Origin of the sequence: Nocardia sp. NPDC019219, assembly GCF_040632645.1 — a bacterium.
Taxonomy (GTDB): Bacteria; Actinomycetota; Actinomycetes; order Mycobacteriales; family Mycobacteriaceae; genus Nocardia; species Nocardia sputorum.
On record NZ_JBEYCG010000009.1, the window covers coordinates 99,610 to 121,032 of the forward strand.

Sequence of the window (21,423 nt, forward strand, 5' to 3'; positions counted from 1 at the left end):
CCGGGTTCAGCGCACCGGCACGGCGGCGAACTGGGCGAGCTCGTGCGGATCGTGCGCGCAGAACATCCGCACCCGGTCGCCGTGATCGGCGTGCAGCGTGCGCAGGCGCTCCAGATTCTCCACCCGGGCGCGCCCCAGCGTGCTCGCGAGCACCTCGAAGACACCCAGGCCGACCGGCGGACGAGCCCTCCCCTCCGCCAGCTGCCGGTGGTGGAAGTAGGCGTCACCGCAGTGCAACAACCATCCGTCGCTCTGCCGGACCGCGACGCCGCTGTGCCCGCGGGTGTGCCCGACCAGCGGGATCAGCATGATGTCCTCGAGCACCGGGACGGCGGTGAAACCGAACCAGGTGTCCGCGCCGGTCTCGTGGGCCAGCCAGCGAGGCCCGTGCTCCCACTGGCGCGGCTGGTAGCGCAGCTTCTCGCCGATGGTGGGGCGCTGGGTCGCCGCGTCGAGTTCGTCGGCGAAGACGTGCACCGTGGCGTCGGGGAAGTCCGACAGCCCGCCGGCGTGATCGAGGTCGAGATGGGTGAGCACGATGTGCCGGACGTCCTCGCGCCGGTAGCCGAGCCCGCGGATCTGGTGCAGCGCGGTGAGTTCCGGACGCAACCGGGGACGCAGCAGCCGCGCGCTGCCTGCCCCCAGCCTGCCGCGGTCGAGCACGTCGGCCATGCCGAAACCGGTGTCCACCAGCACCAGTCCGTCATCGGACTCGATGAGCAGGCAATGCCCGACCAGCCCACCGGTCAGCAGCCCACCGCTGCCGAGCAGCGCGCGCCCGCCGACCGGGCACATGGTCGCGCAGTCCAGATGCCGCACCAGCATCGCGGAAACTCCCTCCTGCGGCGCCGGTTCGGACGGTATCCGTTCCGGCACGAAGGTCCTTTTTGTTCCCGTCAACGTAGCCGGAGCACGGCTCGGGCGCGACAGCGCGGTCACCGCCGCGGCGATCGGCGGGCAACCCGATCGGCGCCCGCCGCCCCGCGCAGCTGGATCACTCGGGGATTTCGAGCACGCCCTCGTCCACGGCCCAGGCGATGGTGCGCTCGAGATTCGGACAGGAGTCGGGGCGGCCAGGCCCGTGGCCGCGCGCACTCAGTTCGGCGAAGACCGGGCAGCGCTCGGCCGGATCGCCGGTCCACTGCACCGAGGTCTGGTGCGTGCTGCTCTTGCGCACCAAGACCTGGCTCTGGCAGGCCTGACACCGCAGCGGGGTCAGGCCGTCCTCCAGGTAGCGCTGTTTGTCGACCACCGTCTGGGCGCGCACTTCGGCTCGCCGAGCGGGCTGGTCGGCGAAATCGGGTGCCTTCGCCCAGGTGGCCGCCATCAGACGCCGGCCTCGGCTTCCTCGGACTCGCGCTTGCGCCGCAGGTTCTCCGCGACCTCCGCCTCCCACGCCTCGTTCGCCTTGGTGGTGTCCACCTCGAACTCGAAGCGCTGGGTCATCTTCTCGGTGACGTCGGCCAGGTCGACGTAGAACTGCTCGTACCAGCGGCGCAGCTGGTAGACCGGCCCGTCCTCCTCGCACAGCAGCGGGTTCTCGACCTTGGACTTGTGCTTCCAGATCTCGACGTCCTGCAGGAAGCCGACGCTGATGCCCTCGGTCATCTTCTCCGCCAGCTTGGTCGCCATCTCGCCCTCGACGCCCTTCGGCTTCTCCAGCGTGATGCCCCATTGCAGGACGAAGGAGTCCTGGGTGACCGGGTAGTGGCAGTTGATCAGGACGCTCTTGACCTCGTAACCGCTGTAGATGTTGATCAACGGGTTGATCATGTACGAGGGGCCGAAGTACGAGGCCTCGGACTTGAGCAGCGTGTCACCGCCGTACTTGGAGGCCATGCCGATGTCCGGCCTGCCCTTGGTCTCCAGGAACTGGGTGGCGATGTGCCCCTCGAAGACGTTCTTGAAGTACGTCGGGAAGGCGAAATGGATGTAGAAGAAGTGGGCCATGTCGACCACGTTGTCGATGATCTCGCGGCAGTTGGCGCCCTCGATCAGCATCGAGTTCCACGTCCAGTCGGTCCACCCGCTGTCGAGCTGCTCACTGGGGTTGCCGTCGGCGTCGGTGTAAGGGCCCTTGATGTGCGGGATGGTGACCTCGGGCGGCGGCTGGCTGCCCTCGTGGTCGTGCCAGACGAACAACTGACCGTTGCGCTCCAGCGTGGTCCACTTCCTGGTGCGCGCCAGCGGCGGCACCCGGCGCGCGTACGGAATCGCGGTGCACTTGCCGTTGGTGCCCGACCAGCGCCAGTCGTGGAACGGACAGGCGATGTCGTCGCCCTTGACCTCGCCCATGCTCAGGTCGCCGCCCATGTGCCTGCAGTACGCGTCCAGCACCCGCAGTTCACCGTTGCTGTCGGCCCAGACGACGAGCTTGGTGCCGAAGACGTTCACCGCGTGCGGCTTGCCGTCCCGGAACGTCTTGGCCAGACCCAGGCAATGCCATCCCCGCGCATAGCGAGTCGGTGCGGCGCCGACATCCAGCTCCCGGACCTTCGCACCGCCCTGTGGCGTAACTGCCATCGCGTTTCCTCCTCCATCTGTACTAGAACACGTTACAAAACTGGCGCTCTGGACGCCAGCGATTCCCCTCACTTCCTGCATGAGCGCATGTCCGGGCAGGGGTGGACACCGGTTCTCGACAGAAATAGGAACCTGTTCTAGTCTCAGAGGCAAATGAGATTTCGGACATCAACCGACCAGGCAGGAGCAGGTCCCGAGATGACGCAAGAAGTGACCGAACGGGTCGAAGCGCTGTTGCCGACGTTGCGCGAACGCGCACAGGAGGCCGAGGACCTGCGGCGCATCCCCGACGAAAGCATGAAGGCGTTGCAGGAGACCGGCTTCTTCCGGCTGCTCCAGCCCAAGCAGTGGGGCGGTCACGCCGCCGATCCGGTGGTCTTCTACGACACCGTGCGCAAGATCGCCAGCGCCTGCGGATCCACCGGCTGGGTGGCCGGCATTGTGGGCGTGCACAACTGGCACCTGGCGCTGTTCGCGCAGCAGGCGCAGGAAGACGTCTGGGGCGAGGACACCGAAGTGCGGATCTCCTCCTCCTACGCGCCGATGGGCGCGGGCACGGTCGTCGACGGCGGTTACCTCGTCAACGGCGCGTGGGCCTGGTCGTCCGGCTGCGATCACGCCACCTGGGCGGTCCTCGGCGGCCCGGTGATCAAGGACGGCAAGCCGGTCGACTTCGGCAGCTTCCTCATCCCGCGCGACGACTACCGCATCGACGACGTGTGGAACGTGGTCGGCCTGCGCGGCACCGGCTCCAACACGGTCGTGGTGAAAGACGTCTTCGTGCCGTCGCACCGGTTCCTCAGCTTCCGCGCCATGAGCGAACTGAAATCCCCGGGTCTGGAACAGAACACCGATCCGGTCTACAAAATGCCCTGGGGCACCATCCATCCCACCACGATCTCCACCCCGATCGTCGGCATGGCCTACGGCGCCTACGCGGCGCACGTCGAGCACCAGGGCAAGCGGGTGCGCGCGGCCTACGCGGGCGAGAAGGCCAAGGAGGACCCGTTCGCCAAAGTGCGCATCGCGGAGGCCGCCAGCGACATCGACGCCGCGTGGCGGCAGCTGTCGGGCAACGTCGCCGACGAATACGCGCTGCTGGTGGCGGGCCAGGAGATCCCGTTCGACCTGCGCGTGCGGGCCCGCCGCGACCAGGTGCGCGCGACCGGCCGCTCGATCGCCGCGATCGACAAGCTGTTCGAGAGTTCCGGCGCCACCGCGCTGGCCAACGGCACGCCGCTGCAACGCTTCTGGCGCGACGCGCACGCGGGCCGGGTGCACGCGGCCAACGACCCCGAGCGCGCCTACCTGATGTATGGCACGCACGAGTTCGGCCTCCCCGTCACCGACGGCATGGTGTAGGGGGTGCCCGTGACCTCGACCGCGGAACTCACCGCCGAATCGACCTCGCGCTACGCGCAGGTGCGACCCGACCTGCGACTGCACTACCACGAGGCGGGCGTCGGCAACGGGCCGACGATCGTCCTGCTGCACGGCGGCGGGCCGGGCGCGTCCTCATGGTCGAACTTCGCGCGCAATATCCCGGTGCTGGCCGAGCACTTCCACGTACTGGCGGTGGATCAGCCCGGCTACGGCCGCTCGGACAAGCCCACCGAGCATCCGCAGTACTTCGTGCACAGCGCCTCGGCGCTGAAGGACCTGCTCGACCACCTGGAGATCACCTCCCGGGTGCACCTGCTGGGCAACTCGCTCGGCGGCGGCGCGGCCGTCCGGTTCGCGCTGGACTACCCGGATCGCGCCGGGAAGCTGATCCTGATGGGTCCGGGCGGACTGAGCACCAACCTGTTCGCGCCCGACCCGACCGAGGGCGTGAAACTGCTCTCCAAGTTCAACTACGAGCCGACCAGGGAGAACCTGGAGGCGTTCCTGCGCATCATGGTCTTCGACCAGTCGCTGGTCACCGACGAGCTGATCGACGAGCGGTTCGCCTCCGCGAGCACGCCCGAGGCGCTGGCCGCCACCCGGGCGATGGGCAAGTCGTTCGCGAGCGCGGACTTCGAGAAGGGCATGCTCTGGCGCGACGCCTACAAGCTGCGGCAGCCGGTGCTGCTGATCTGGGGCCGCGAGGACCGGGTCAACCCGCTCGACGGCGCACTGGTGGCGACCAAGCTGATCCCGCGCGCGCAGTTGCACGTCTTCGGCGGGTGTGGACACTGGGCACAGCTGGAGAAGTTCCACGAATTCAACCGGCTCGCGATCGATTTCCTCGCGGGCGTCAAGGAGAAGTGATGGGCATCCGATCACTGGGATATCTGCGTATCGAGGCGACCGACATGGCCGCCTGGCGGGAGTACGGGCTCAAAGTCCTCGGCATGGTCGAGGGAAAGGGCACCGATCCGGAAGCGCTGTATTTGCGCATGGACGAGTTCCCGGCCCGGCTCGTGATCGTCCCCGGCGAAAAGGACCGGCTGCAGATCTCGGGCTGGGAAACCGCCAACGCCGAAGAGCTGCAAGACATCCGCAACCGGTTGGACGCGGCGGGCGTGCCCTTCAAGGAGGGCACTGCCGCCGAACTGGCCGATCGCCGGGTGTACGAGCTGATCCGGTTCGACGACCCCTCCGGCAATACGCTCGAAGCGTTCCACGGTGTGGCGCTGGAGCATCGCCGGGTGGTCAGCCCGTACGGGCACAAGTTCGTCACCGAGGAGCAAGGGCTCGGGCACGTGGTGCTCTCCACCAAGGACGACAAGGCGGCGCTGGAGTTCTACCGCGACGTGCTCGGCTTCCGGCTGCGCGACTCGATGCGGCTGCCACCGCAGATGGTCGGCCGCCCCGCCGATGGCGAGCCCGCCTGGCTGCGATTCTTCGGCTGCAATCCGCGCCACCATTCGCTGGCGTTCCTGCCCATGCCGACGCCCAGCGGCATTGTGCACCTGATGATCGAGGTGGAGAACGCCGACGACGTGGGGCTCGCCCTGGATCGCGCGCTGCGCAAGAAGGTCAAGATGTCGGCGACGCTGGGACGGCACGTCAACGACAAGATGCTCTCCTTCTACATGAAGACGCCGGGCGGGTTCGACGTCGAATTCGGCTGTGAAGGACTGGAAGTCGACGACCACGACTGGATCGCGCGGGAATCCACCGCGGTGAGCCTGTGGGGGCACGACTTCACCGTCGGACAGCGGCAGCAGTGACCGAGAGGGCGAGCGAAACGATGACCGCGGACGGATCCGAGATCGATCCACGGCAGTTCCGGAACGTGCTGGGGCAGTTCTGCACCGGCATCACCGTGATCACCACCTTCGACGGTGACGGGGCGCCGATCGGCTTCGCCTGCCAGTCCTTCGCCGCCCTCTCCCTCGAACCGCCGCTGGTGCTGTTCTGCCCCACCAAGGCGTCCCGGTCCTGGGCGGCGATCGAGAAATCCGGGCGCTTCTGCGTGAACGTCCTCGCCGAACAGCAGCGCGAACTGTGCGCCCGCTTCGGCTCCCGCGAACCCGACAAGTTCGCCGGCGCCGCCTGGCACACCTCCGACCAGGAACTCCCGGCGCTGGACGAAGCGCTGGCCACCATCCAGTGCAAGGTCGAGACCGTCGTCGACGGCGGCGACCACTACATCGTCATCGGCCGCGTCCAAGCCCTCTCCGAGACGACCACCACCGGCCGCCCCCTGCTGTTCTACCGGGGCCAGTACACCGCCATCGAACCGGAGAAGACCACCCCGGCCCCGTGGCGCGCCGACCTGGAGCACTTCCTCACGACGACGACGTTGGACACCTGGTTGTAGGGGTGCGAGCAGCGCCGTAGCTCCGCGCGCTACAGCGGGCTACAATGACGTCATGAAGGTGATCACGCAGCGCGAGTTCCGCAACCACTCAGCGGCGGTCATGGATGCGGTCGAGGCCGGTGAGACCTTCCGCGTAACCCGAAACGGGGTCGAAGTCGCCGAAGTGCGGCCGGTCAGCCGAAAGCGCCGCCTGACGACGGAAGAACTCGTTGAACGGCATCGCAAACTCCCGCGTGTCGACTTCGCCCGCATGCGGCAAGAGGCCGACGAATTCTTCGGAACGGAAGATCGAGTCGGGGACGACGATGCGTGGGGATCGCGTTCATGACCGAGCGGCATGCATCAGGCGTATTGGACACTTGCGCCTACATCGACCTGGGCACGCTGGATCCCGCTTGTTTGCCGGAGTCGTGTGAGATAACGGCGATCACGTTAGCCGAATTGCACCAAGGCGTCGCCATGGCGAAAGACACCGTCACCCGAGCCGCACGATCCGAGCAACTCGGTGCCGCCATTGTGGATTTCGATCCGTTGCCCTTCGACGAGGACGCCGCGACACGCTACGGCACCCTGGTAGCACTCACCCTGGCGGCGAAACGCGACCCGCGGCCCCGCCGGATGGATTTGCTCATCGCGGCAATCGCGTCAGCACGTGGGCTACCGCTGTACACCCGCAACAGCGCGGATTTCCGCGAGCTGGAAAGCATGCTCGAGATCATCGCGGTGTAGCGCATGAAGTGCTCGACCTCGATCAGCCGCCCTTTGCTCGACGAGTGGTGTATGAGCGCGGCGAAACCCGGACTCACCGGGCTCGCCGGTCAGTACTTGTAGAAACCTTCGCCGGTGGCGATGCCGAGCTTGCCCTTATCGATGTAGTTCTCTTTCAACCACTGGGCAAGCCGTTGGGAGTCCTCGTCCTCGTTGTGGACGAGGATGTTGTACGGCGTGGTCAGGCCGATGATGTCGAGGATGCGGAAGGGGCCGGCCGGTGCGCCGGTGCCGATCTGCCAGGTCTTGTCCACTGCTTCGGGATCGGCGTAGCCGCCCGCCGCCAGGCTCATGCCCGCGTTGAGCAACGGCACCAGCAGCGAGTTCAGGACGTAACCGGCCTTCTCCTTGTGGATTTCGATCGGCACCATGCCGATCTCGGCGGCGAAGTCGACCACGGCCTGGTACACCGCCGGGTCGGTGTCGGTGGTACCCATGATCTCGGCCGTGTTGAAGTGCCACACCTGATTCGCGAAGTGCAGCGCGAGGAACCGGTCCGGGCGGCCGGTGAAGTCTTTCATGGCGCTGGGCAGCAGGGTGGAGGAGTTGGTGGCGAAGATCGTGCGCTCCGGTGCGACCCGGCCGAGTTCCTCGTAGGTTTGCCGCTTGATGCTCAGCACCTCGGGAATGGCCTCGATGACCAGGTCCGCGTCCTGCACCGCTCCAGCCAGATCAGAACTCAGCGCGATGCCTGCCGCCGTTCGTTCCGCCTTGCCGTCCCCGCCACCGGGTACCTGCTCGCGGTAGACCGCCGCGAGCTTGTCGATTCGCTCCTCGGCGGCGGCCAGCGCATTGTCGTCGATGTCGTAGGCCGTCACCTCGAAACCGTGAAAGGCAGTCTGGAAGGCGATCTGCGACCCGAGCACCCCGGTGCCGAGGACGGTCACCTTGCGAATATCGATGGTCATTCGTTTCTCCTCTCGACTGTTGCGAAGAAGCCCGCGACGATTCGGGGCGACCTGCGCCGCCAACAGCATCAACGTACCCTCGGCGTGATCGGAGATCGCTCCCCGTGACGCGTTCGAAGCCGTTTCCCCAGCCCCTGGACACGTTCCACTTCGCCTCGCCGATACCGAGCAGCGGTGGGCGGCCGTCCTCGGCGAAGTGCTCAGTTGATGAGCACTTTGGGGCGGAGGATGAGGTGAGAAAAAGGCATCGCATCTCGGGAGGCACCGTGGGTCAGTTCGAGGAAGCAGGAATCCTCACATGCGCCGACGTCGCGCAGTGGGAGGAGTGGCTCGCCGCCAATCACGATCACGCGGCCGACGTGTGGTTGAAGATCGCGAAGAAGGGGGCGGCCGGCAGGACGATCAGCAACGGCGAGGCGCTCGACGGCGCACTCTGCTTCGGGTGGATCGACAGCCACCGCCGCGGTCTCGACGCCGACCACTACCTGCAGCGGTACTCGCCGCGCCGGCCGGAGAGTCCGTGGTCGCAGATCAACGTCGGCAAAGCCGAAGCGCTGATCGCGGCGGGCCGCATGCGTACCCCGGGCTTCGCGGCCATCGCCGCCGCCCGCTCCGACGGCCGCTGGCAAGCCGCCTACGCGCCTCAGCGCACCGCCGCCTGTCCCGACGATTTGACCGCTGCCCTCAGCGAAAATCCCTGCGCACGAGATACTTTCGATCAGCTCGACCGCACCGCGCGGTATGCGCTGTTGCTGCGACTGATGAAATCGCGGAAGCCTGCCGAGCGCGCCACCCAACTGCGCCGGATCGTCGCGGAGTTGAGCGGATAACAGTGGTGCGTGGAAATCGGTTGGGAATCGCGCGGCCGTGCCGCGAGGATATGGGCTGTGCTGCTGCTTGTTCCGGCCGATGTGCTTCGCCCCCAGCGTGTCGACGAGCATTTCGCCGCGGAGGCGGATGCGGCGCGCGACGCCGGGCTGGAAGTCGCGGTGGTCGATCACGACGCGCTGACCCGCACCGGCGGCGCGGACGGGGCCGTTCGCCGCGTTCGCGCGGGCGGCGTGGCCGTCTACCGCGGCTGGATGCTGCGTAGTGATCAGTACGCCGCGTTCGACCGCAGCTTGCGGCAGCGGGGCGTCACGCTGCGCACCGACGCGGAGCAGTACCGGCGCGCTCACGAGTTGCCCGGCTGGTATCCCGCACTCGCCGAGATGACTCCGCGATCGGTGTGGACCACCGGAAAAGATCGCGCCGCATTCGATCACGCACGGCGGGAACTGGGGACGGGCGCCGCCGTCCTGCGCGACTACACGAAGTCGATGAAGCACTACTGGCACGAAGCGGCGTTCATCCCGGACGTCGCGGATGCGGATGCGGCCTGGCGCGTGGCGAGCAGATTCCACGAACTTCGCGGCGACGACCTGACCGGTGGGTTCGTCCTGCGCCGCTTCGAGCGCTTCCGGTCGCCCGAAGTCCGCACCTGGTGGGTGGAGGGCAAGTGCCGGTTGGTCGGACCGCACCCGGACACTCCGGACGAACTGCCCGACGTCGAATTCGATCCGACTCCGGTCGAGCATGCCATCGCCGCACTCGGCCTCCCCTTCGTCACGGCCGACTTCGTGCTGCGCGAGGACCGGGTCTGGCGCCTGGTCGAGCTCGGTGACGGCCAGGTCAGCGACCGCCCCCGCACGATCCCGGCCGAGGAGCTGATCACCGCGCTCCGCGCTGGTCGACGCCCACCCCCTACCGGCCCGGCCGGGTGAACACGCGACCCGGCACTGGACCTGGCAGGTCGAGGCGCGTCCGCCAGGACAGGGAGAACAATCAGGTCGAGCGAGTCGTCCGGGCGGACGGAGGTTCTGCCGCGCCCAGCTCGACACCGTGGTGTACGAAGCGCCGCAGACCGAGGCCCGCGCGAACCACGGTGGAAGCGAGGAGCGATGATCACAGCCGAGACGATCGGACGGATACGCCGGATGCACGGTGACGGCATTCCCGTCGTATCGATGTACGCGCACGTTCCGGTGGATCCGGGCGAGCGCTCCGGGCTGGTGAGCCGGGTGAACAGCATGGCCGACGAGGTCAACCCGGTGGTGAAGGACAAGTCGTCGGACCACGAAGCCAGGCTGTCGGTCCGCGACGACCTGGAACGGATGCGCGAAACCGTCCGGTCGGACATCTGGCAGCCAGGCGCGGTCGCGATGTTCGCCTGTGGCGGCAAGAACATGTTCGAGGCGGTGCAGCTCCCGCACGCCGTCCACGACCGCGTCGTGGTGGACGCGGTGGCCTGGACCCGGCCGCTGCTGGCCGTGCTCGAGGAATACGCCCGCTGCTGCGTGGCGGTGGTGGACCGGGCGACCGCGGCGGTGTGGGAGCTGTTCGCCGACGAGATCGCGGAGGCGCGCCAGATCCGGGATCCCTCACTGCGCGACCCCAACTACGCGGCGAACCGTCTCGAGAACAGGGTGCACCACAAGGCGGACGAGTTGCTCAAGAAGCACTACCGGCACACCGCGGCCGAAATGGCCGAAATGTTCGCCGGCGACGACTACGACCTGCTCGCCGTGGGCGGCCATCGCGACGAGATACCGCACTTCGTGGACACCCTGCCGCGCGAACTCCGGGAGCGCGTCGCGGGCACGTTCACCATCGACACCGGCTCGGCGACGGTCGGTGAGGTGAAGCAGAACGCGACCGAGATCGTGGCGCATTACGAGCGGGAGGTCGATGTCCGCCGGGTGGGCGAGGTGCTGGAGCGGATCGCCACCGGCAACCCGGCCGTCGTCGACGTCGCGAACTGTCTGCGGGCCGCCACCGCGAAGGCGGTGGACACACTGCTGATCCAGGACGGCGCGATGGTCCACGGGGTGGTCTGCGACAGCTGCGGTTGGCTGGGCCTGTCCGGGGACGAGTGCCCGGTGTCGGGCGACCGGCCCCGGCCGACCGAGGACATCCTGGACGAACTCGCCCAGAGCGTCATCGACGAGAGCGGCTCCGTCCGGCACGTCAAGGCCGACACCGAACTGAAGGAACACCTGGCCGCGGCGCTACTGCGCTTCCCCCTCCCGTCATTGCCGTAGACGCGGAGTTGTGCACAACTGTCCACAGCCGCGCCTGTGTGCGCTCCACACCGCGACCCCGCCGATCGGTCGCAGCGATGCTTCTCCGCGGCCACGGGCGGACGGTCGAGACCCGGCCGGAGCCCGCCCTCGACCGGGCGCGTCCACCCGTCAGGCGGAGACGGTCGCCTTCTCCCGCTGCAGTTCCAGCGCGATGTCGATGAGCTGGTCTTCCTGGCCGCCGACGAGCTTGCGCTTGCCGGCGCGGACCAGCATCTCGGCCGCCGAGACGCCGTAGCGCTCTGCCTGTCGTTCGGCGTGCTTGAGGAAGCTGGAGTAGACGCCCGCGTAGCCCATCATCAGGGCCTGGCGGTCGAGCAGGCATTCCTGCGGCATCGCGGGACGGACGATGTCTTCGGCGGCGTCGGCGATGGCGAAGAAATCGATGCCCGTCCGCACACCCAGCTTGTCGCACACCCCGACCAGCGCCTCGACGGGGGTGTTGCCCGCACCCGCGCCGAAACGCCGTGCGCTGCCGTCGATCTGAGTGGCGCCCGCGCGGATGGCGTAGACGGAGTTGGCGACGGCCAGGTCGAGGTTCTCGTGCCCGTGGAAGCCCACCTGCGCGTCGTCGCCGAGTTCGGCCACCAGCGCCGCGACCCGGTCGGAGACCTGTTCCAGCACGAGCGCGCCGGCGGAGTCGACGATGTAGACGCACTGGCAGCCCGCGTCCGCCATGATGCGCGCCTGCTTGGCCAGCACCTCCGGCGGCTGGGTGTGCGACATCATCAGGAACCCGACCGTCTCCAGCCCGAGTTCCCTGGCGAGACCGAAGTGCTGGATCGACACGTCGGCCTCGGTGCAGTGCGTCGCGATGCGGCAGATCGACGCACCGTTGTCCTGCGAGATCTTGATGTCTTCCTTCACCCCGACGCCGGGCAGCATCAGCACGGCGATCTTCGCCCGCTTGGCCGTCTCGGCCGCGATGGTGACCAGTTCCTGCTCCGGCGTCTTGGAGAAGCCGTAGTTGAACGACGAGCCGCCGAGGCCGTCGCCGTGGGTCACCTCGATCACCGGCACGCCCGCGCCGTCGAGCGCGGCCACGATGTCGCGCACCTCGGTGGCGGTGAACTGGTGACGCTTGTGGTGGGACCCGTCGCGCAGCGAGGTGTCGGTGACGCGGATGTCGAGTTCTGCTGAGTAGGCCATGTCGAAAGCTCCTTACACCCGGGCCGTGACGATCTGTTCGGCGATGACCTCGCCGACCTGCGTCGCGGCGGCGGTCATGATGTCGAGGTTGCCCGCGTACGGGGGCAGGAAGTCGCCCGCGCCCTCCACCTCGACGAACACCGACACCTTGGCCATGCCGCCGGAGACCACCGAGGGCTCGTCGAACTGCGGCTCGTTGAGCAGCCGGTAGCCGGGGACGTATTGCTGGATGTCGGCGACCATCCGGTGGATGGAGTCGGCGATCGCGCCGGTGTCGGCGTCGTCGGGGATGGCGCAGAAGATGGTGTCGCGCATGATCATCGGCGGCTCGGCCGGGTTCAGGATGATGATGGCCTTGCCGCGCTGCGCTCCACCGATGGTCTCGACGCCGCGACTGGTGGTCTTGGTGAACTCGTCGATGTTCGCTCGCGTGCCGGGGCCCGCGGACACCGAGGACACCGACGCGACGATCTCCGCGTACGGCACCGGGACGACCCGCGACACCGCGGCGACGATCGGGATCGTCGCCTGACCGCCGCAGGTGATCATGTTGACGTTCGGCGCGTCGAGATTCGCGCCCAGGTTCACCGGCGGCACGACGGCGGGGCCGACGGCGGCGGGGGTGAGGTCGACGGCGCGGATGCCCGCTTCGGCGTAGCGCGGGGCAGCGGCGCGGTGCACGTACGCCGAGGTCGCCTCGAAGATCAGATCGGGCAGTTCGGATTGCGCGAGCAGCCAGTCCACGCCCTCGTGCGAGGTTTCCAGCCCCAGCCCGCGCGCCCGCTTCAGGCCCTCGCTGTCCGGGTCGATCCCGATCATCCAGCGCGGCTGGATCTTCCTCGAGCGCAGCAGTTTGTAGAGCAGATCGGTACTGATGTTGCCGGACCCGACGATCGCGGCGGTGACGGTCCCGTTCTCGGACACGACAGCCTCCCTAGGTGAATTGCAGACGGACAGAGCCGAGTCCGGCGAACTCGGCGTGGAACTCATCGCCCGGACGGGCGTCGATGGCGCGGGTGCAGGAGCCGGGCAGCACGATGTCACCGGCCTTCAACCGGACCCCGAAGCTCGCCACCTTGCGCGCCAGCCAGGCCACCGCGATCACCGGATCGCCCAGCACCGCGTCGCTGCGGCCTTCGGCGACCACCTCGCCGTTGCGGGTGAGCACCGCGTCGATGGCCTTGATGTCGATGTCCTTCGGCGCGACGCGCTGGGCGCCGAGCACGAAGCCGGCGGAGGACGCGTTGTCGGAGATGGTGTCGGCCAAGCCGATGTTCCAGTCCTTGATCCGCGAGTCGATCAGTTCGATCGCTGGCGCGAACGCGACGGTGGCCGCGAGCACGTCTTCTTCGGTGCATTCCGCGCCGGGGAGGTCGGCGCCGAGCACGAACCCGACCTCCACCTCCACCCGGGGGAACAGGTAGCGGCCCGCTTCGACCGGAACGTCTTCGTAGACTTCCATTTCCGCGAGCAGGTGCCCGTAGTCGGGCTCGTCCACGCCCATCATCTGCTGCATGGCCTTCGAGGACAGGCCCACTTTGTGCCCGACCACGCGCGCGCCCGCGTCGAGCCTGCGCCGGATGTTGATCAGCTGGATCTCGTAGGCGTCGACCACGTCGATGCCCGGGTGGCGGGCGATCAGCGGATCGATCGCCACCCGTTCACGCTCCGCGCGCTCGAGTTCGTCGGCCAGTTCGGTTCGTACCGCGTCGGACAGCACGCTATTTCCCTTCCACAGTTGCTTTTTCCAGCGCCGAGACCTGCTCGCCCGCGGCGGACCGGCCTGCCCTGCGGCCGGAGAAGACGCAGTCGGCCAGCGACAGCCCGCTGACGTAGGACTTGGAGCAGACGCCGATCGCGGTGCGCCCGGCGGCGAAGAGCCCGGGGATGTCGCGACCCTCGGCGGTCTTGACCGCGCCGGTGCGCTCGTCCACGACGACGCCGCCGAGGGTGAGCATGGGGCACGGGTTGGTCAGGCTCGGTTTGATGCCCACATCCAACAGCCAGAACGGGCCGGTGCGCACCGCTTTGGTGAACTCGGCGGGCTTGCCGACCGGATCGGGGGCGCCGGTCTCGATCGCGGTGTTGTGCGCGTCGACCGTCGCGCGCAGACCGGCCGGGTCGATGCCCGCCTTGGCGGCGGCTTCCTCCAGCGTCGCGCCGCGAACGGCGGTGCGCCGCATCGTCTCGAACTGCCCGCGCTGGAACCAGGCGCCCTGTTTGCCGATCTGCCCGATGGCGGTGCGCATCAGCGGCTCGTCGGCCAGCAGCCAGCCCTTGCCGCCGTGTTCGGTGATCAGCTTGTTGCCGACCGCGGCGCCGTAGCGCGTCTCGTCGATCACCCGGCGACCTTCGGCGTCCACCAGCAGCGCCCCGGTGAACGCGCTGGGCGGGAGCAGGAAGCGCCACGCGGAGACGTTGTCCATGTGGTCCACCGCCGCGCCGACCTGCTGCGCCATCAGGATGCCGCTGCCGTCGTCGGCGGTGGTGCCGAGCGCGAGACCACCGTGGAACTCAGGCGCGTATTGCCGCACCATGTCGCGATTGGCGATGAAGCCGCCCGCGCCGAGCACCACCCCGCGCCGGGCGAGAACGCGAATCGTGCTGCCGTAGCGGCGTTCCAGCGCGTCCAGCCGCTGTTCGAGTGCCCGCCGCAGCGGCGGATAGTAGATGCCGGGCTTGGCCGCGACCTTGGCCATGCGGGTGTAGCGGTCCCGGACCCGGCCGGGTGCGTCGCGCAGCGTGTGGCATTCGACGCCGATCACCGCGCCCGCACCGTCGGTGAGCAGCCGGGTGACCCGGGTGAGGGTCTCCACGCGCACGCCCGCCCTGGACGCGGCCGCGGCGAGCGGCCCGGTGAGTTTCTTTCCCGACGTCCCTCTGCCCTTCACTCGATGCCCGCGCTGGGCGGCCGGGATGTCGCGGAACGCGCCGGAGATCTCGCTGCCGGAGTAGTACAGGTAGTAGCGGTCGTTGGGGTAGGAGGTCTTGTACGGGCACAGCGAGGCTTCGAAGGGGACTCCGTGTGCCTTCAGCCACTCGATCAGTTCCGGGCTCTCGTCGACGAACCGGCGCAGCGTCTCGGGGGCGACCGCGTCGCCGACCTCCCGCTCGAGATAGGCGTACATGGCCTCAGGGGTGTCTTCGACTCCCGCCTCGCGCTGCACCGACGTGCCGCCGCCCGCGTAGATGATCCCGCCGGACAGCGCCGACGTCCCGCCTCCGGCGAAGCGTTCGAGCACGAGCACCTGCGCGCCCGCCGCGGTCGCTTCCAGCGCGGCCGCCGCACCCGCGGCGCCGTATCCGACCACGACAACGTCGGTGGCCAGGTCCCATTCGAGGCCCATGTTCTTAACTCCGGTCTGAAACTGAAACAAGTTTCCTCGACAAACGGAACGTCGAGCAAGTCTTCTGCCACACAACATAGACCAATGGCGCGTCCATTCTATAACGTGTTCTACATGACTGATCGGGAATACGACGTGGTGGTGGTCGGCAGCGGCGCCGCCGGCATGACCGCCGCCCTCACCGCGGCCCACAACGGCCTGAGCGTGGTGGTCATCGAGAAGGCCGCGCACTACGGCGGGTCGACCGCGCGCTCCGGCGGCGGCGTGTGGATCCCGGGCAACAAGGCGCTGCGCGCGTCCGGTCGGCCCGACGACCGCGAGGACGCACGGACCTATCTGCACAGCATCATCGGCGACGTCGTGCCCTCCGAGCGGATCGACACCTACATCGATCGCGGGGCCGAAGCGCTGGACTTCGTGCTCGATCATTCGCCGCTGAAGATGACGTGGGTGCCGGGCTACTCCGACTACCATCCGGAGGCGCCGGGCGGGCGGCCCGAGGGCCGCTCGTGCGAGCCCAAGCCGTTCGACACGAAGATCCTGGGCGAGGAGCGGTTCAACCTGGAGCCGCCGTACGCGAAGGCTCCGCTGAACGTCGTGGTCATGCAGGCCGACTTCGTGCGGCTCAATCTGATCCGGCGTCATCCGAAGGGCATGCTCCGGGCGATGCGCGTCGGCGCGCGCACCTACTGGGCCAAGTTCACCCGCAAACACATCGTCGGCATGGGGCAGGCCATCATCGCGGGCATGCGCAAGGGCCTCATGGACGCGAACGTGCCGCTGTTGCTGAACACCCCGATGACCGATCTCGTCGTGACCGACGGCGTCGTCACCGGGGTCCGTGCGCTGTACGAGGGCGAGCCGGTCACGTTCACCGCCCGCTACGGCGTCGTCCTCGGCAGCGGCGGTTTCGAGCACAACGCGGAAATGCGCACCAAATACCAGCGCCAGCCCATCACCACCGAGTGGACCACCGGCGCGGCCGCCAATACCGGCGACGGCATCCAAGCGGGCATGGCGGCGGGCGCGGCCATCGGTTTCATGGAGGACGCTTGGTGGGGGCCGACCATCTTCAAGGGCGGCAAGCCCTGGTTCGCGCTGGCCGAACGGAACCTGCCCGGCAGCATCATGGTGAACGCCGACGGCAAGCGATTCGGAAATGAGTCCGCTCCTTACGTCGAGGCAGTGCACACCATGTACGGCGGCGAGTACGGGCAGGGTGAGGGGCCGGGCGAGAACATCCCCGCGTGGCTGGTGTTCGACCAGCGCTACCGGAACCGCTACATCTTCGCCGGGCTACAGCCCGGTCAGCGTTTTCCGTCCCGGTGGATGGAAAACGACTTCATCGTCAAGGCCGACAGCATCGAGGAATTGGCAGACAAGATCGGTGTGCCCGCCGGCGAGCTGACCGCGACCGTCGCCCGGTTCAACGGCTTCGCCGAGACCGGCAAGGACGAGGACTTCGGTCGCGGCGACAGCCACTACGACCGGTACTACGGCGATCCGACCGTGCGGCCGAACCCGTGCCTGGCCGCGCTGGTGCAGGGCCCGTACTACGCCGCCAAAATCGTGCCGGGCGATCTGGGCACCAAAGGCGGGCTGGTGGCCGACACCGCAGGGCGGGTGCTGCGCGAGGACGGCAGCGTCATCGAGGGGCTGTACGCCTCCGGCAACTGCTCCACACCGGTGATGGGCCACACCTACGCCGGGCCCGGAGCCACCATCGGCCCCGCGATCGCCTTCGGGTACCTCGCGGTGCTGGACATCGTCAAGCGCAAGGAGGAGCAGCCCGCCACCGCCGCAGCGGAAGCGTGAGACGAGATCGCGGTGCGGCCACGCTCCCACGGGCACCGGCCGGAATGCCCCGGCCTGCACCGCGATCCATCCAGGCCGTTGAGCAGCCGTGAAACGATCCCGCGGAGCGGACGACACACTGGCGAGCCGGTGTCCGGACGCGCAGGATCGAACCCGGGCGCTGCCGAGTTCCGGTTCCGGCACGGCCTCGCGCGCGGCGCGCATGTGCCGGATCGATCCACAATCATGCACAAGGAGAACTGATGCCCATCGACCCGAAGATCGCGCTCGGCGCGCAACTGCCGAGCCGGGAGTTCGCCTGGACCCCCTCGGACGTGCAGCTCTACCAGCTGGGCCTCGGCGCGGGCACGCGCTGGACCGACCCGGCCGAGCTGCGCTACCTCGACGACCGGGAACCGCAGGTGCTGCCGACCTTCGCCACCGTGGCGGCGACGGTGCACGAGACCGAGCCGCCGAAGGTGAGCTTCCCCGGGGTCGAGATCGACCTGGCGAAGGTGGTGCACGGTCACCAAGAGGTCGAGGTGCACCGGCCGATCCCGGCGGCGGGCAAGGCGACCAAGACCAGCCGGATCGCCGAGATCTGGGACAAGGGCTCGGCCGCGGTCATCGTGCAGGAGCACACCGTCACCGGCTCCGACGGAGCGCCGCTGTGGACCGAGCGCTCCTCGATCTTCGCCAAGGGCGAGGGCGGCTTCGGCGGCGAGCGCGGACCGAGCACCAAGATCGAATTACCGGATCGCGCTCCGGATTTCGACGTCACCACGCCGACGCTGCCGCAGCAGGCATTGCTCTACCGGATGTCCGGTGATCGCAACCCGCTGCACTCGGATCCCGAATTCGCCCGCGCGGCCGGGTTTCCCGCGCCCATCCTGCACGGGTTGTGCACCTACGGCATCGTCTGCAAGACCGTGACCGACACCGTGCTCGACTCCGACGCGAGCCGCGTCACCGGTTTCCGCGCCCGGTTCGCCGGTGTGCTCTACCCGGGCGAGACGATCCGCACCCGGATCTGGCGTCAGGACGACGTGCTCACCATCGCCGCGACCGTGGTCGAACGCGACGAGGCACCGGTCCTCGGCGACGTCGAGCTGCGGTTCCGGCCCGCCTGAGGAATCCCTACACGGATTCCCGAGCGCCCCCGGCTGGGGCGCGTCCGACAGCACTCACCCGAACGGCGGGCGTCCGAGGGTGCCGGGTGCGGGCGACTCCCGGCCCGCGGCGGTGCCGGTGTCGACGAGGGCATCAGCCGGTCAACGGCGCGAGCGTCTCTCTTTTCGCCGACCGGCCGCGTCGCGGCGCTCGGGAGGGTCGCCCAGGCCGCTGTCCTCGGATCACGCGGGATCCGTCGGCGGACGGGAGATGCCGATGGCACCGCAAGCACCACTGGGTAGTGGGAATGGTGCGCAGCAGGCGAATCGGGATCTCGGCGTGACAGCGACGGCACCGGCCGTAGCGTCCGGTGGCGATGAGCATGAGAGCTGCCTCGATGTCCGCCAGGGCTTGCCGTGCCGCCGCGGCCAGTTTGCCGTCGACCTCGTGTCTGGCCGCGGCGGCCGCGTCGGCGGGCTCACCTGCGCGGTCGATCTCGGCTTCGAGTTCGGCCAGTTGTTGCAGGCGGAAACGGCGTTGCTGGTTCAGTGCGGCGCGCAGCACGGGTAGGTGTTCACTGAGGCTTGCGCGGGAAACGGGGTATGCGTGGGTCATCATCGACTCCGGGGCTGGTGGGTGGTCAATGCTCGGCCGCGGCGGGTGTGCGCGCGATGCTCGCGGTGCGGATGCCCGGCACGGTGCGGGTCAAGGCGATGGCGATGCGTCGTTCGGATTCGTCGGCGAACCGGCCGGAGATCGTGGCGTCGCCGTCGTCGACGGTGACCTGCCAGCGCCGGGCGCCGCGGTATTGATCCAGCAGGCTTTGCGCATCGGCCGCGAGCGCGTCGTCCGGGGTGAGCAAGATCCGCAACGCGTCGCCGCGGCTGAACATGCCGACCACGCGGTCTTCGGCGTCGACGACCGGCAGACTGCGCAATCCGTGTGTTGCCAGCCTGCTCATCACCTCGGCCGGCGCCGCGTTGTGCGGCAGCGACACCGCGGGCGTGGTCATCACCGCGCCGACCTCGTCGTCGAGTTCTCCGGACCGCAAGAGATCACCGCTGGTGAGCATCCCGATGAGACGGTCGTCCTCGTCGAGAACGGGCAGCGCCGCGTAGCCCGATCCGGCGAGCAGCAGCGCCGCCTCGCGTGCCGTATCGTCGCGCCGCACGGCGATGACCGGTCGCTGCATCACCTCGCGTACCTGCATGTTCCTCACTTCGATCCCTCCTTCGTGGCTCAACCCCATGGTGGCGTGGCCGTCGAGCCGATCAGTTGCGCTGATCCGACAATCGGAGGGCGGGGATTTGTGGCGATGGCACAGGGCAGCGGGTCAGACGGTGTCGCTGACGGCGAGTTCGATCATCATGGCTAGACGTTTGCGGGGATCGTCCAAGCCGAGGTCGGTCACCTCCGCCATCTTGCGCAGCCGGTTGCGGACGGTGTTCTCGTGCACGCCGAGTTGTACGCCTGCCCGCGCGGGATCGCCCTGCGCCTGCAACCAGGCGCGCAGCGTCGCCACGTACTGGGTGGAGTGCACGCGGTCGTGCCGCCGCAATTCCGACACCGGCCCCCGCTCCGGGGCGCGTCCGGCGAGCCCCGCGGTGCGCAACCGCTGTAGCAGAATCTCGTCCCACGACTCGTCATAGGCGGGGGCCGGGGCAGCTGCCGGCCGGGCCTCGTGCAGCGCCAGGCACTCGTCGGCCTCTCGCCGCGCCGACGCCAATTCCGTAGCCCTCGCGACACCGCTGACGCCGGCCGACACCGTCATCCGCGCGGGCAGGGCGGCTTCCAGCTCATCGACCCAACGGCGTGCCGTCGCAGCGGGATCAGCGGGCAGCACGGTGTAGACGGTGTCGCCGACCAAGGCGCTGCGGGTCGACCGGGACCAGCCGAATCCGGTCGTCGCTCGCTCGAAGATCAACAGCAGCGCGGCGTGCCGCTCGTCCGCGCCCCGAGCCCGCAGCGCGAGCACGCGCAACTTCTCCGGCGCCAATCCCAGTCTGCTGGCCACCGTCGCCGCGTCGGCCGCGCCCTCCAGTAAGCGGATGACCAGGTCCGATTCCACCTGACGTTCCAGATCCGCGCTGGCCCGCGAGCGCAACAGGTGCAGGGCCACCGTACGCGCACCGTCGGCCAAGGCCGCGCGGCGAGCCCCACGCAACGGTGCCGGGCACGAAACCCACACCGAGCCCAGCAGTTGCCTGCCCACGCGCACGGCCACGACCATTCGCCCCGTCACACCGTGTTCCGCCTGCCCGGGCACGAACAACGGCTCATCCGAGGCGGCCAGATGTGCGAAGACACCACGCGCGTCGAAGAGTGCCCGCAACCACGGCGGCATCTCCCTGCTCAGAATCGTGTCGACCCGCGCCTGATCGAGGTGCTGCTTCGGCTTCGAATACGCCAGCACCCGAGACCGCCGGTCCTCGATCGTCACCGCTCCCCCGACAGCCTCGGCCAGACTGTCGGCCAAGGCGAACAGATCGGTCGGACCGCGACCGGCCTCGGTCTCCCGACCTTCCAGCACCAACCCGTAGACCACCGCGGCCAGCTCGCTCCAGGCCACCGCGGGATCGACCACCAGCACCGCCACGCCCTCGGCATCCGGCTCGGTCTCGGTCTCCGCACTGCCGCGCAGAAGAGCGACGACCGCGCGCGCCGAGACGGCCCATTCCACCACCTCCGACACCGAGCGTGCCCCGATCCCCAGCAGCACGTCGCCCGTTTCCGTGGGGTCCTGATCGGTCCCGTGGATCACCACGCTGCGCAGTGGGGTGGACCGGGGAACCGACCCCAACCGCAATCGAATCCCATAGCCGCTCAGTACGTTCGCCAATCGGTCCAAGGTCACCACGAGCCGCTCCGGAGTCGTGCCGACAGTGCTACGCGAGCGGGCGCCCGACGCGACGCGCGGAAGGTCATGAGCAAGGCGTGCATACGATCGAACTCGGCGA

General features: G+C 68.6%; 22 protein-coding genes. 11 read left to right on the forward strand and 11 right to left on the reverse strand.

Annotation, left to right across the window (positions count from 1 at the left end):
- Positions 1 to 6 precede the first annotated feature (6 nt).
- From ABZ552_RS18450 to ABZ552_RS18460, 3 genes are all read right to left on the reverse strand, one after another.
- Complete coding sequence (locus tag ABZ552_RS18450; RefSeq protein ID WP_281877080.1) at positions 7 to 825, reverse strand: MBL fold metallo-hydrolase; 819 nt, start codon at positions 823 to 825, stop codon at positions 7 to 9.
- Between the two features lie 169 nt (positions 826 to 994).
- Positions 995 to 1,327, reverse strand: a complete 333-nt coding sequence (locus ABZ552_RS18455; protein ID WP_063022259.1) for a hypothetical protein — start codon at positions 1,325 to 1,327, stop codon at positions 995 to 997.
- Positions 1,327 to 2,523, reverse strand: coding sequence for a Rieske 2Fe-2S domain-containing protein (locus ABZ552_RS18460; protein WP_195088489.1), 1,197 nt, complete (start codon positions 2,521 to 2,523; stop codon positions 1,327 to 1,329). Before ABZ552_RS18460 ends, ABZ552_RS18455 begins: the two co-directional genes overlap by 1 nt.
- Before the next feature lie 198 nt (positions 2,524 to 2,721).
- On the opposite strand from ABZ552_RS18460, the gene hsaA reads away from it, so the two are divergent.
- From hsaA to ABZ552_RS18490, 6 genes are read left to right on the forward strand one after another with little or no spacing between them, the layout of a single operon-like run.
- Complete coding sequence (gene hsaA, locus ABZ552_RS18465) at positions 2,722 to 3,885, forward strand: 3-hydroxy-9,10-secoandrosta-1,3,5(10)-triene-9,17-dione monooxygenase oxygenase subunit (protein ID WP_281877078.1); 1,164 nt, start codon at positions 2,722 to 2,724, stop codon at positions 3,883 to 3,885.
- A 9-nt stretch (positions 3,886 to 3,894) separates the two neighbouring features.
- Complete coding sequence (gene hsaD / locus ABZ552_RS18470) at positions 3,895 to 4,773, forward strand: 4,5:9,10-diseco-3-hydroxy-5,9,17-trioxoandrosta-1(10),2-diene-4-oate hydrolase (RefSeq protein ID WP_281877076.1); 879 nt, start codon at positions 3,895 to 3,897, stop codon at positions 4,771 to 4,773.
- Positions 4,773 to 5,678, forward strand: a complete 906-nt coding sequence (gene hsaC, locus ABZ552_RS18475; RefSeq protein ID WP_281877075.1) for an iron-dependent extradiol dioxygenase HsaC — start codon at positions 4,773 to 4,775, stop codon at positions 5,676 to 5,678. The genes hsaD and hsaC overlap by 1 nt, the downstream gene beginning before the upstream one ends.
- Before the next feature lie 20 nt (positions 5,679 to 5,698).
- Positions 5,699 to 6,271 (forward strand): 3-hydroxy-9,10-secoandrosta-1,3,5(10)-triene-9,17-dione monooxygenase reductase subunit, encoded by a 573-nt coding sequence (hsaB, locus tag ABZ552_RS18480; RefSeq protein ID WP_357438509.1) that lies wholly within the window; start codon positions 5,699 to 5,701, stop codon positions 6,269 to 6,271.
- Between the two features lie 52 nt (positions 6,272 to 6,323).
- Entirely contained in the window at positions 6,324 to 6,599 is a 276-nt protein-coding gene (locus ABZ552_RS18485; RefSeq protein ID WP_281877072.1) for a type II toxin-antitoxin system prevent-host-death family antitoxin, read from the forward strand.
- Positions 6,596 to 7,000: a type II toxin-antitoxin system VapC family toxin gene (locus ABZ552_RS18490; protein WP_281877071.1), complete on the forward strand. Its 405-nt coding sequence runs from the start codon at positions 6,596 to 6,598 to the stop codon at positions 6,998 to 7,000. The genes ABZ552_RS18485 and ABZ552_RS18490 overlap by 4 nt, the downstream gene beginning before the upstream one ends.
- 89 nt (positions 7,001 to 7,089) lie before the next feature.
- Here the strand turns inward: ABZ552_RS18490 and ABZ552_RS18495 are convergent, their stop codons facing one another.
- Complete coding sequence (locus tag ABZ552_RS18495) at positions 7,090 to 7,947, reverse strand: 3-hydroxyacyl-CoA dehydrogenase (RefSeq protein ID WP_281877069.1); 858 nt, start codon at positions 7,945 to 7,947, stop codon at positions 7,090 to 7,092.
- 104 nt (positions 7,948 to 8,051) lie between these two features.
- On the opposite strand from ABZ552_RS18495, the gene ABZ552_RS18500 reads away from it, so the two are divergent.
- From ABZ552_RS18500 to ABZ552_RS18510, 3 genes are all read left to right on the forward strand, one after another.
- Positions 8,052 to 8,777: a YdeI/OmpD-associated family protein gene (locus ABZ552_RS18500; protein WP_357438512.1), complete on the forward strand. Its 726-nt coding sequence runs from the start codon at positions 8,052 to 8,054 to the stop codon at positions 8,775 to 8,777.
- Between the two features lie 57 nt (positions 8,778 to 8,834).
- Positions 8,835 to 9,710: an ATP-grasp domain-containing protein gene (locus tag ABZ552_RS18505; RefSeq protein WP_357438515.1), complete on the forward strand. Its 876-nt coding sequence runs from the start codon at positions 8,835 to 8,837 to the stop codon at positions 9,708 to 9,710.
- A gap of 177 nt (positions 9,711 to 9,887) precedes the next feature.
- Positions 9,888 to 11,027: a hypothetical protein gene (locus tag ABZ552_RS18510; RefSeq protein WP_357438517.1), complete on the forward strand. Its 1,140-nt coding sequence runs from the start codon at positions 9,888 to 9,890 to the stop codon at positions 11,025 to 11,027.
- Positions 11,028 to 11,177: 150 nt separating this feature from the next.
- Here the strand turns inward: ABZ552_RS18510 and dmpG are convergent, their stop codons facing one another.
- The 4 genes from dmpG to ABZ552_RS18530 are packed head-to-tail and all read right to left on the reverse strand — an operon-like array spanning position 11,178 to position 15,562.
- Positions 11,178 to 12,215, reverse strand: a complete 1,038-nt coding sequence (gene dmpG / locus ABZ552_RS18515; protein ID WP_357438520.1) for a 4-hydroxy-2-oxovalerate aldolase — start codon at positions 12,213 to 12,215, stop codon at positions 11,178 to 11,180.
- 12 nt (positions 12,216 to 12,227) lie between these two features.
- Entirely contained in the window at positions 12,228 to 13,139 is a 912-nt protein-coding gene (locus tag ABZ552_RS18520; protein WP_357438523.1) for an acetaldehyde dehydrogenase (acetylating), read from the reverse strand.
- A 10-nt stretch (positions 13,140 to 13,149) separates the two neighbouring features.
- The gene (locus ABZ552_RS18525; protein WP_357438526.1) at positions 13,150 to 13,935 is read right to left on the reverse strand and encodes a 2-keto-4-pentenoate hydratase; all 786 of its coding nucleotides are present in this window, start codon (positions 13,933 to 13,935) and stop codon (positions 13,150 to 13,152) included.
- 1 nt (position 13,936) lies between these two features.
- The gene (locus ABZ552_RS18530; RefSeq protein WP_281877061.1) at positions 13,937 to 15,562 is read right to left on the reverse strand and encodes an FAD-binding protein; all 1,626 of its coding nucleotides are present in this window, start codon (positions 15,560 to 15,562) and stop codon (positions 13,937 to 13,939) included.
- A 105-nt stretch (positions 15,563 to 15,667) separates the two neighbouring features.
- Here ABZ552_RS18530 and kstD point away from each other — a divergent pair, with 105 nt between their 5' ends.
- Positions 15,668 to 17,377: a 3-oxosteroid 1-dehydrogenase gene (kstD, locus tag ABZ552_RS18535; protein ID WP_281877060.1), complete on the forward strand. Its 1,710-nt coding sequence runs from the start codon at positions 15,668 to 15,670 to the stop codon at positions 17,375 to 17,377.
- Positions 17,378 to 17,619: 242 nt separating this feature from the next.
- On the forward strand, positions 17,620 to 18,486 hold the full coding sequence (locus ABZ552_RS18540) for a MaoC/PaaZ C-terminal domain-containing protein (RefSeq protein WP_357438530.1): 867 nt from the start codon (positions 17,620 to 17,622) through the stop codon (positions 18,484 to 18,486).
- A 133-nt stretch (positions 18,487 to 18,619) separates the two neighbouring features.
- On the opposite strand, the gene ABZ552_RS18545 is transcribed toward ABZ552_RS18540, so the two are convergent.
- From ABZ552_RS18545 to ABZ552_RS18555, 3 genes are all read right to left on the reverse strand, one after another.
- Positions 18,620 to 19,081: a TraR/DksA C4-type zinc finger protein gene (locus tag ABZ552_RS18545; RefSeq protein ID WP_281919138.1), complete on the reverse strand. Its 462-nt coding sequence runs from the start codon at positions 19,079 to 19,081 to the stop codon at positions 18,620 to 18,622.
- Positions 19,082 to 19,106: 25 nt separating this feature from the next.
- Positions 19,107 to 19,676, reverse strand: coding sequence for a CBS domain-containing protein (locus tag ABZ552_RS18550; RefSeq protein WP_281880710.1), 570 nt, complete (start codon positions 19,674 to 19,676; stop codon positions 19,107 to 19,109).
- 123 nt (positions 19,677 to 19,799) lie between these two features.
- A complete protein-coding gene (locus ABZ552_RS18555) occupies positions 19,800 to 21,323 on the reverse strand; it encodes a PucR family transcriptional regulator (RefSeq protein ID WP_281919139.1) in 1,524 nt (507 codons plus the stop codon).
- Between the last annotated feature and the right edge of the window lie 100 nt (positions 21,324 to 21,423).

Coding starts and splice junctions, on each gene's coding strand:
- ABZ552_RS18450 (WP_281877080.1), bottom strand. CDS start 825: ATGCTGGTGCGGCATCTGGACTGCGCGACCATGTGCCCGGTCGGCGGG.
- ABZ552_RS18455 (WP_063022259.1), bottom strand. CDS start 1,327: ATGGCGGCCACCTGGGCGAAGGCACCCGATTTCGCCGACCAGCCCGCT.
- ABZ552_RS18460 (WP_195088489.1), bottom strand. CDS start 2,523: ATGGCAGTTACGCCACAGGGCGGTGCGAAGGTCCGGGAGCTGGATGTC.
- hsaA (WP_281877078.1), top strand. CDS start 2,722: ATGACGCAAGAAGTGACCGAACGGGTCGAAGCGCTGTTGCCGACGTTG.
- hsaC (WP_281877075.1), top strand. CDS start 4,773: ATGGGCATCCGATCACTGGGATATCTGCGTATCGAGGCGACCGACATG.
- hsaB (WP_357438509.1), top strand. CDS start 5,699: ATGACCGCGGACGGATCCGAGATCGATCCACGGCAGTTCCGGAACGTG.
- ABZ552_RS18485 (WP_281877072.1), top strand. CDS start 6,324: ATGAAGGTGATCACGCAGCGCGAGTTCCGCAACCACTCAGCGGCGGTC.
- ABZ552_RS18490 (WP_281877071.1), top strand. CDS start 6,596: ATGACCGAGCGGCATGCATCAGGCGTATTGGACACTTGCGCCTACATC.
- ABZ552_RS18495 (WP_281877069.1), bottom strand. CDS start 7,947: ATGACCATCGATATTCGCAAGGTGACCGTCCTCGGCACCGGGGTGCTC.
- ABZ552_RS18510 (WP_357438517.1), top strand. CDS start 9,888: ATGATCACAGCCGAGACGATCGGACGGATACGCCGGATGCACGGTGAC.
- dmpG (WP_357438520.1), bottom strand. CDS start 12,215: ATGGCCTACTCAGCAGAACTCGACATCCGCGTCACCGACACCTCGCTG.
- ABZ552_RS18530 (WP_281877061.1), bottom strand. CDS start 15,562: ATGGGCCTCGAATGGGACCTGGCCACCGACGTTGTCGTGGTCGGATAC.
- ABZ552_RS18540 (WP_357438530.1), top strand. CDS start 17,620: ATGCCCATCGACCCGAAGATCGCGCTCGGCGCGCAACTGCCGAGCCGG.
- ABZ552_RS18545 (WP_281919138.1), bottom strand. CDS start 19,081: ATGACCCACGCATACCCCGTTTCCCGCGCAAGCCTCAGTGAACACCTA.
- ABZ552_RS18550 (WP_281880710.1), bottom strand. CDS start 19,676: ATGCAGGTACGCGAGGTGATGCAGCGACCGGTCATCGCCGTGCGGCGC.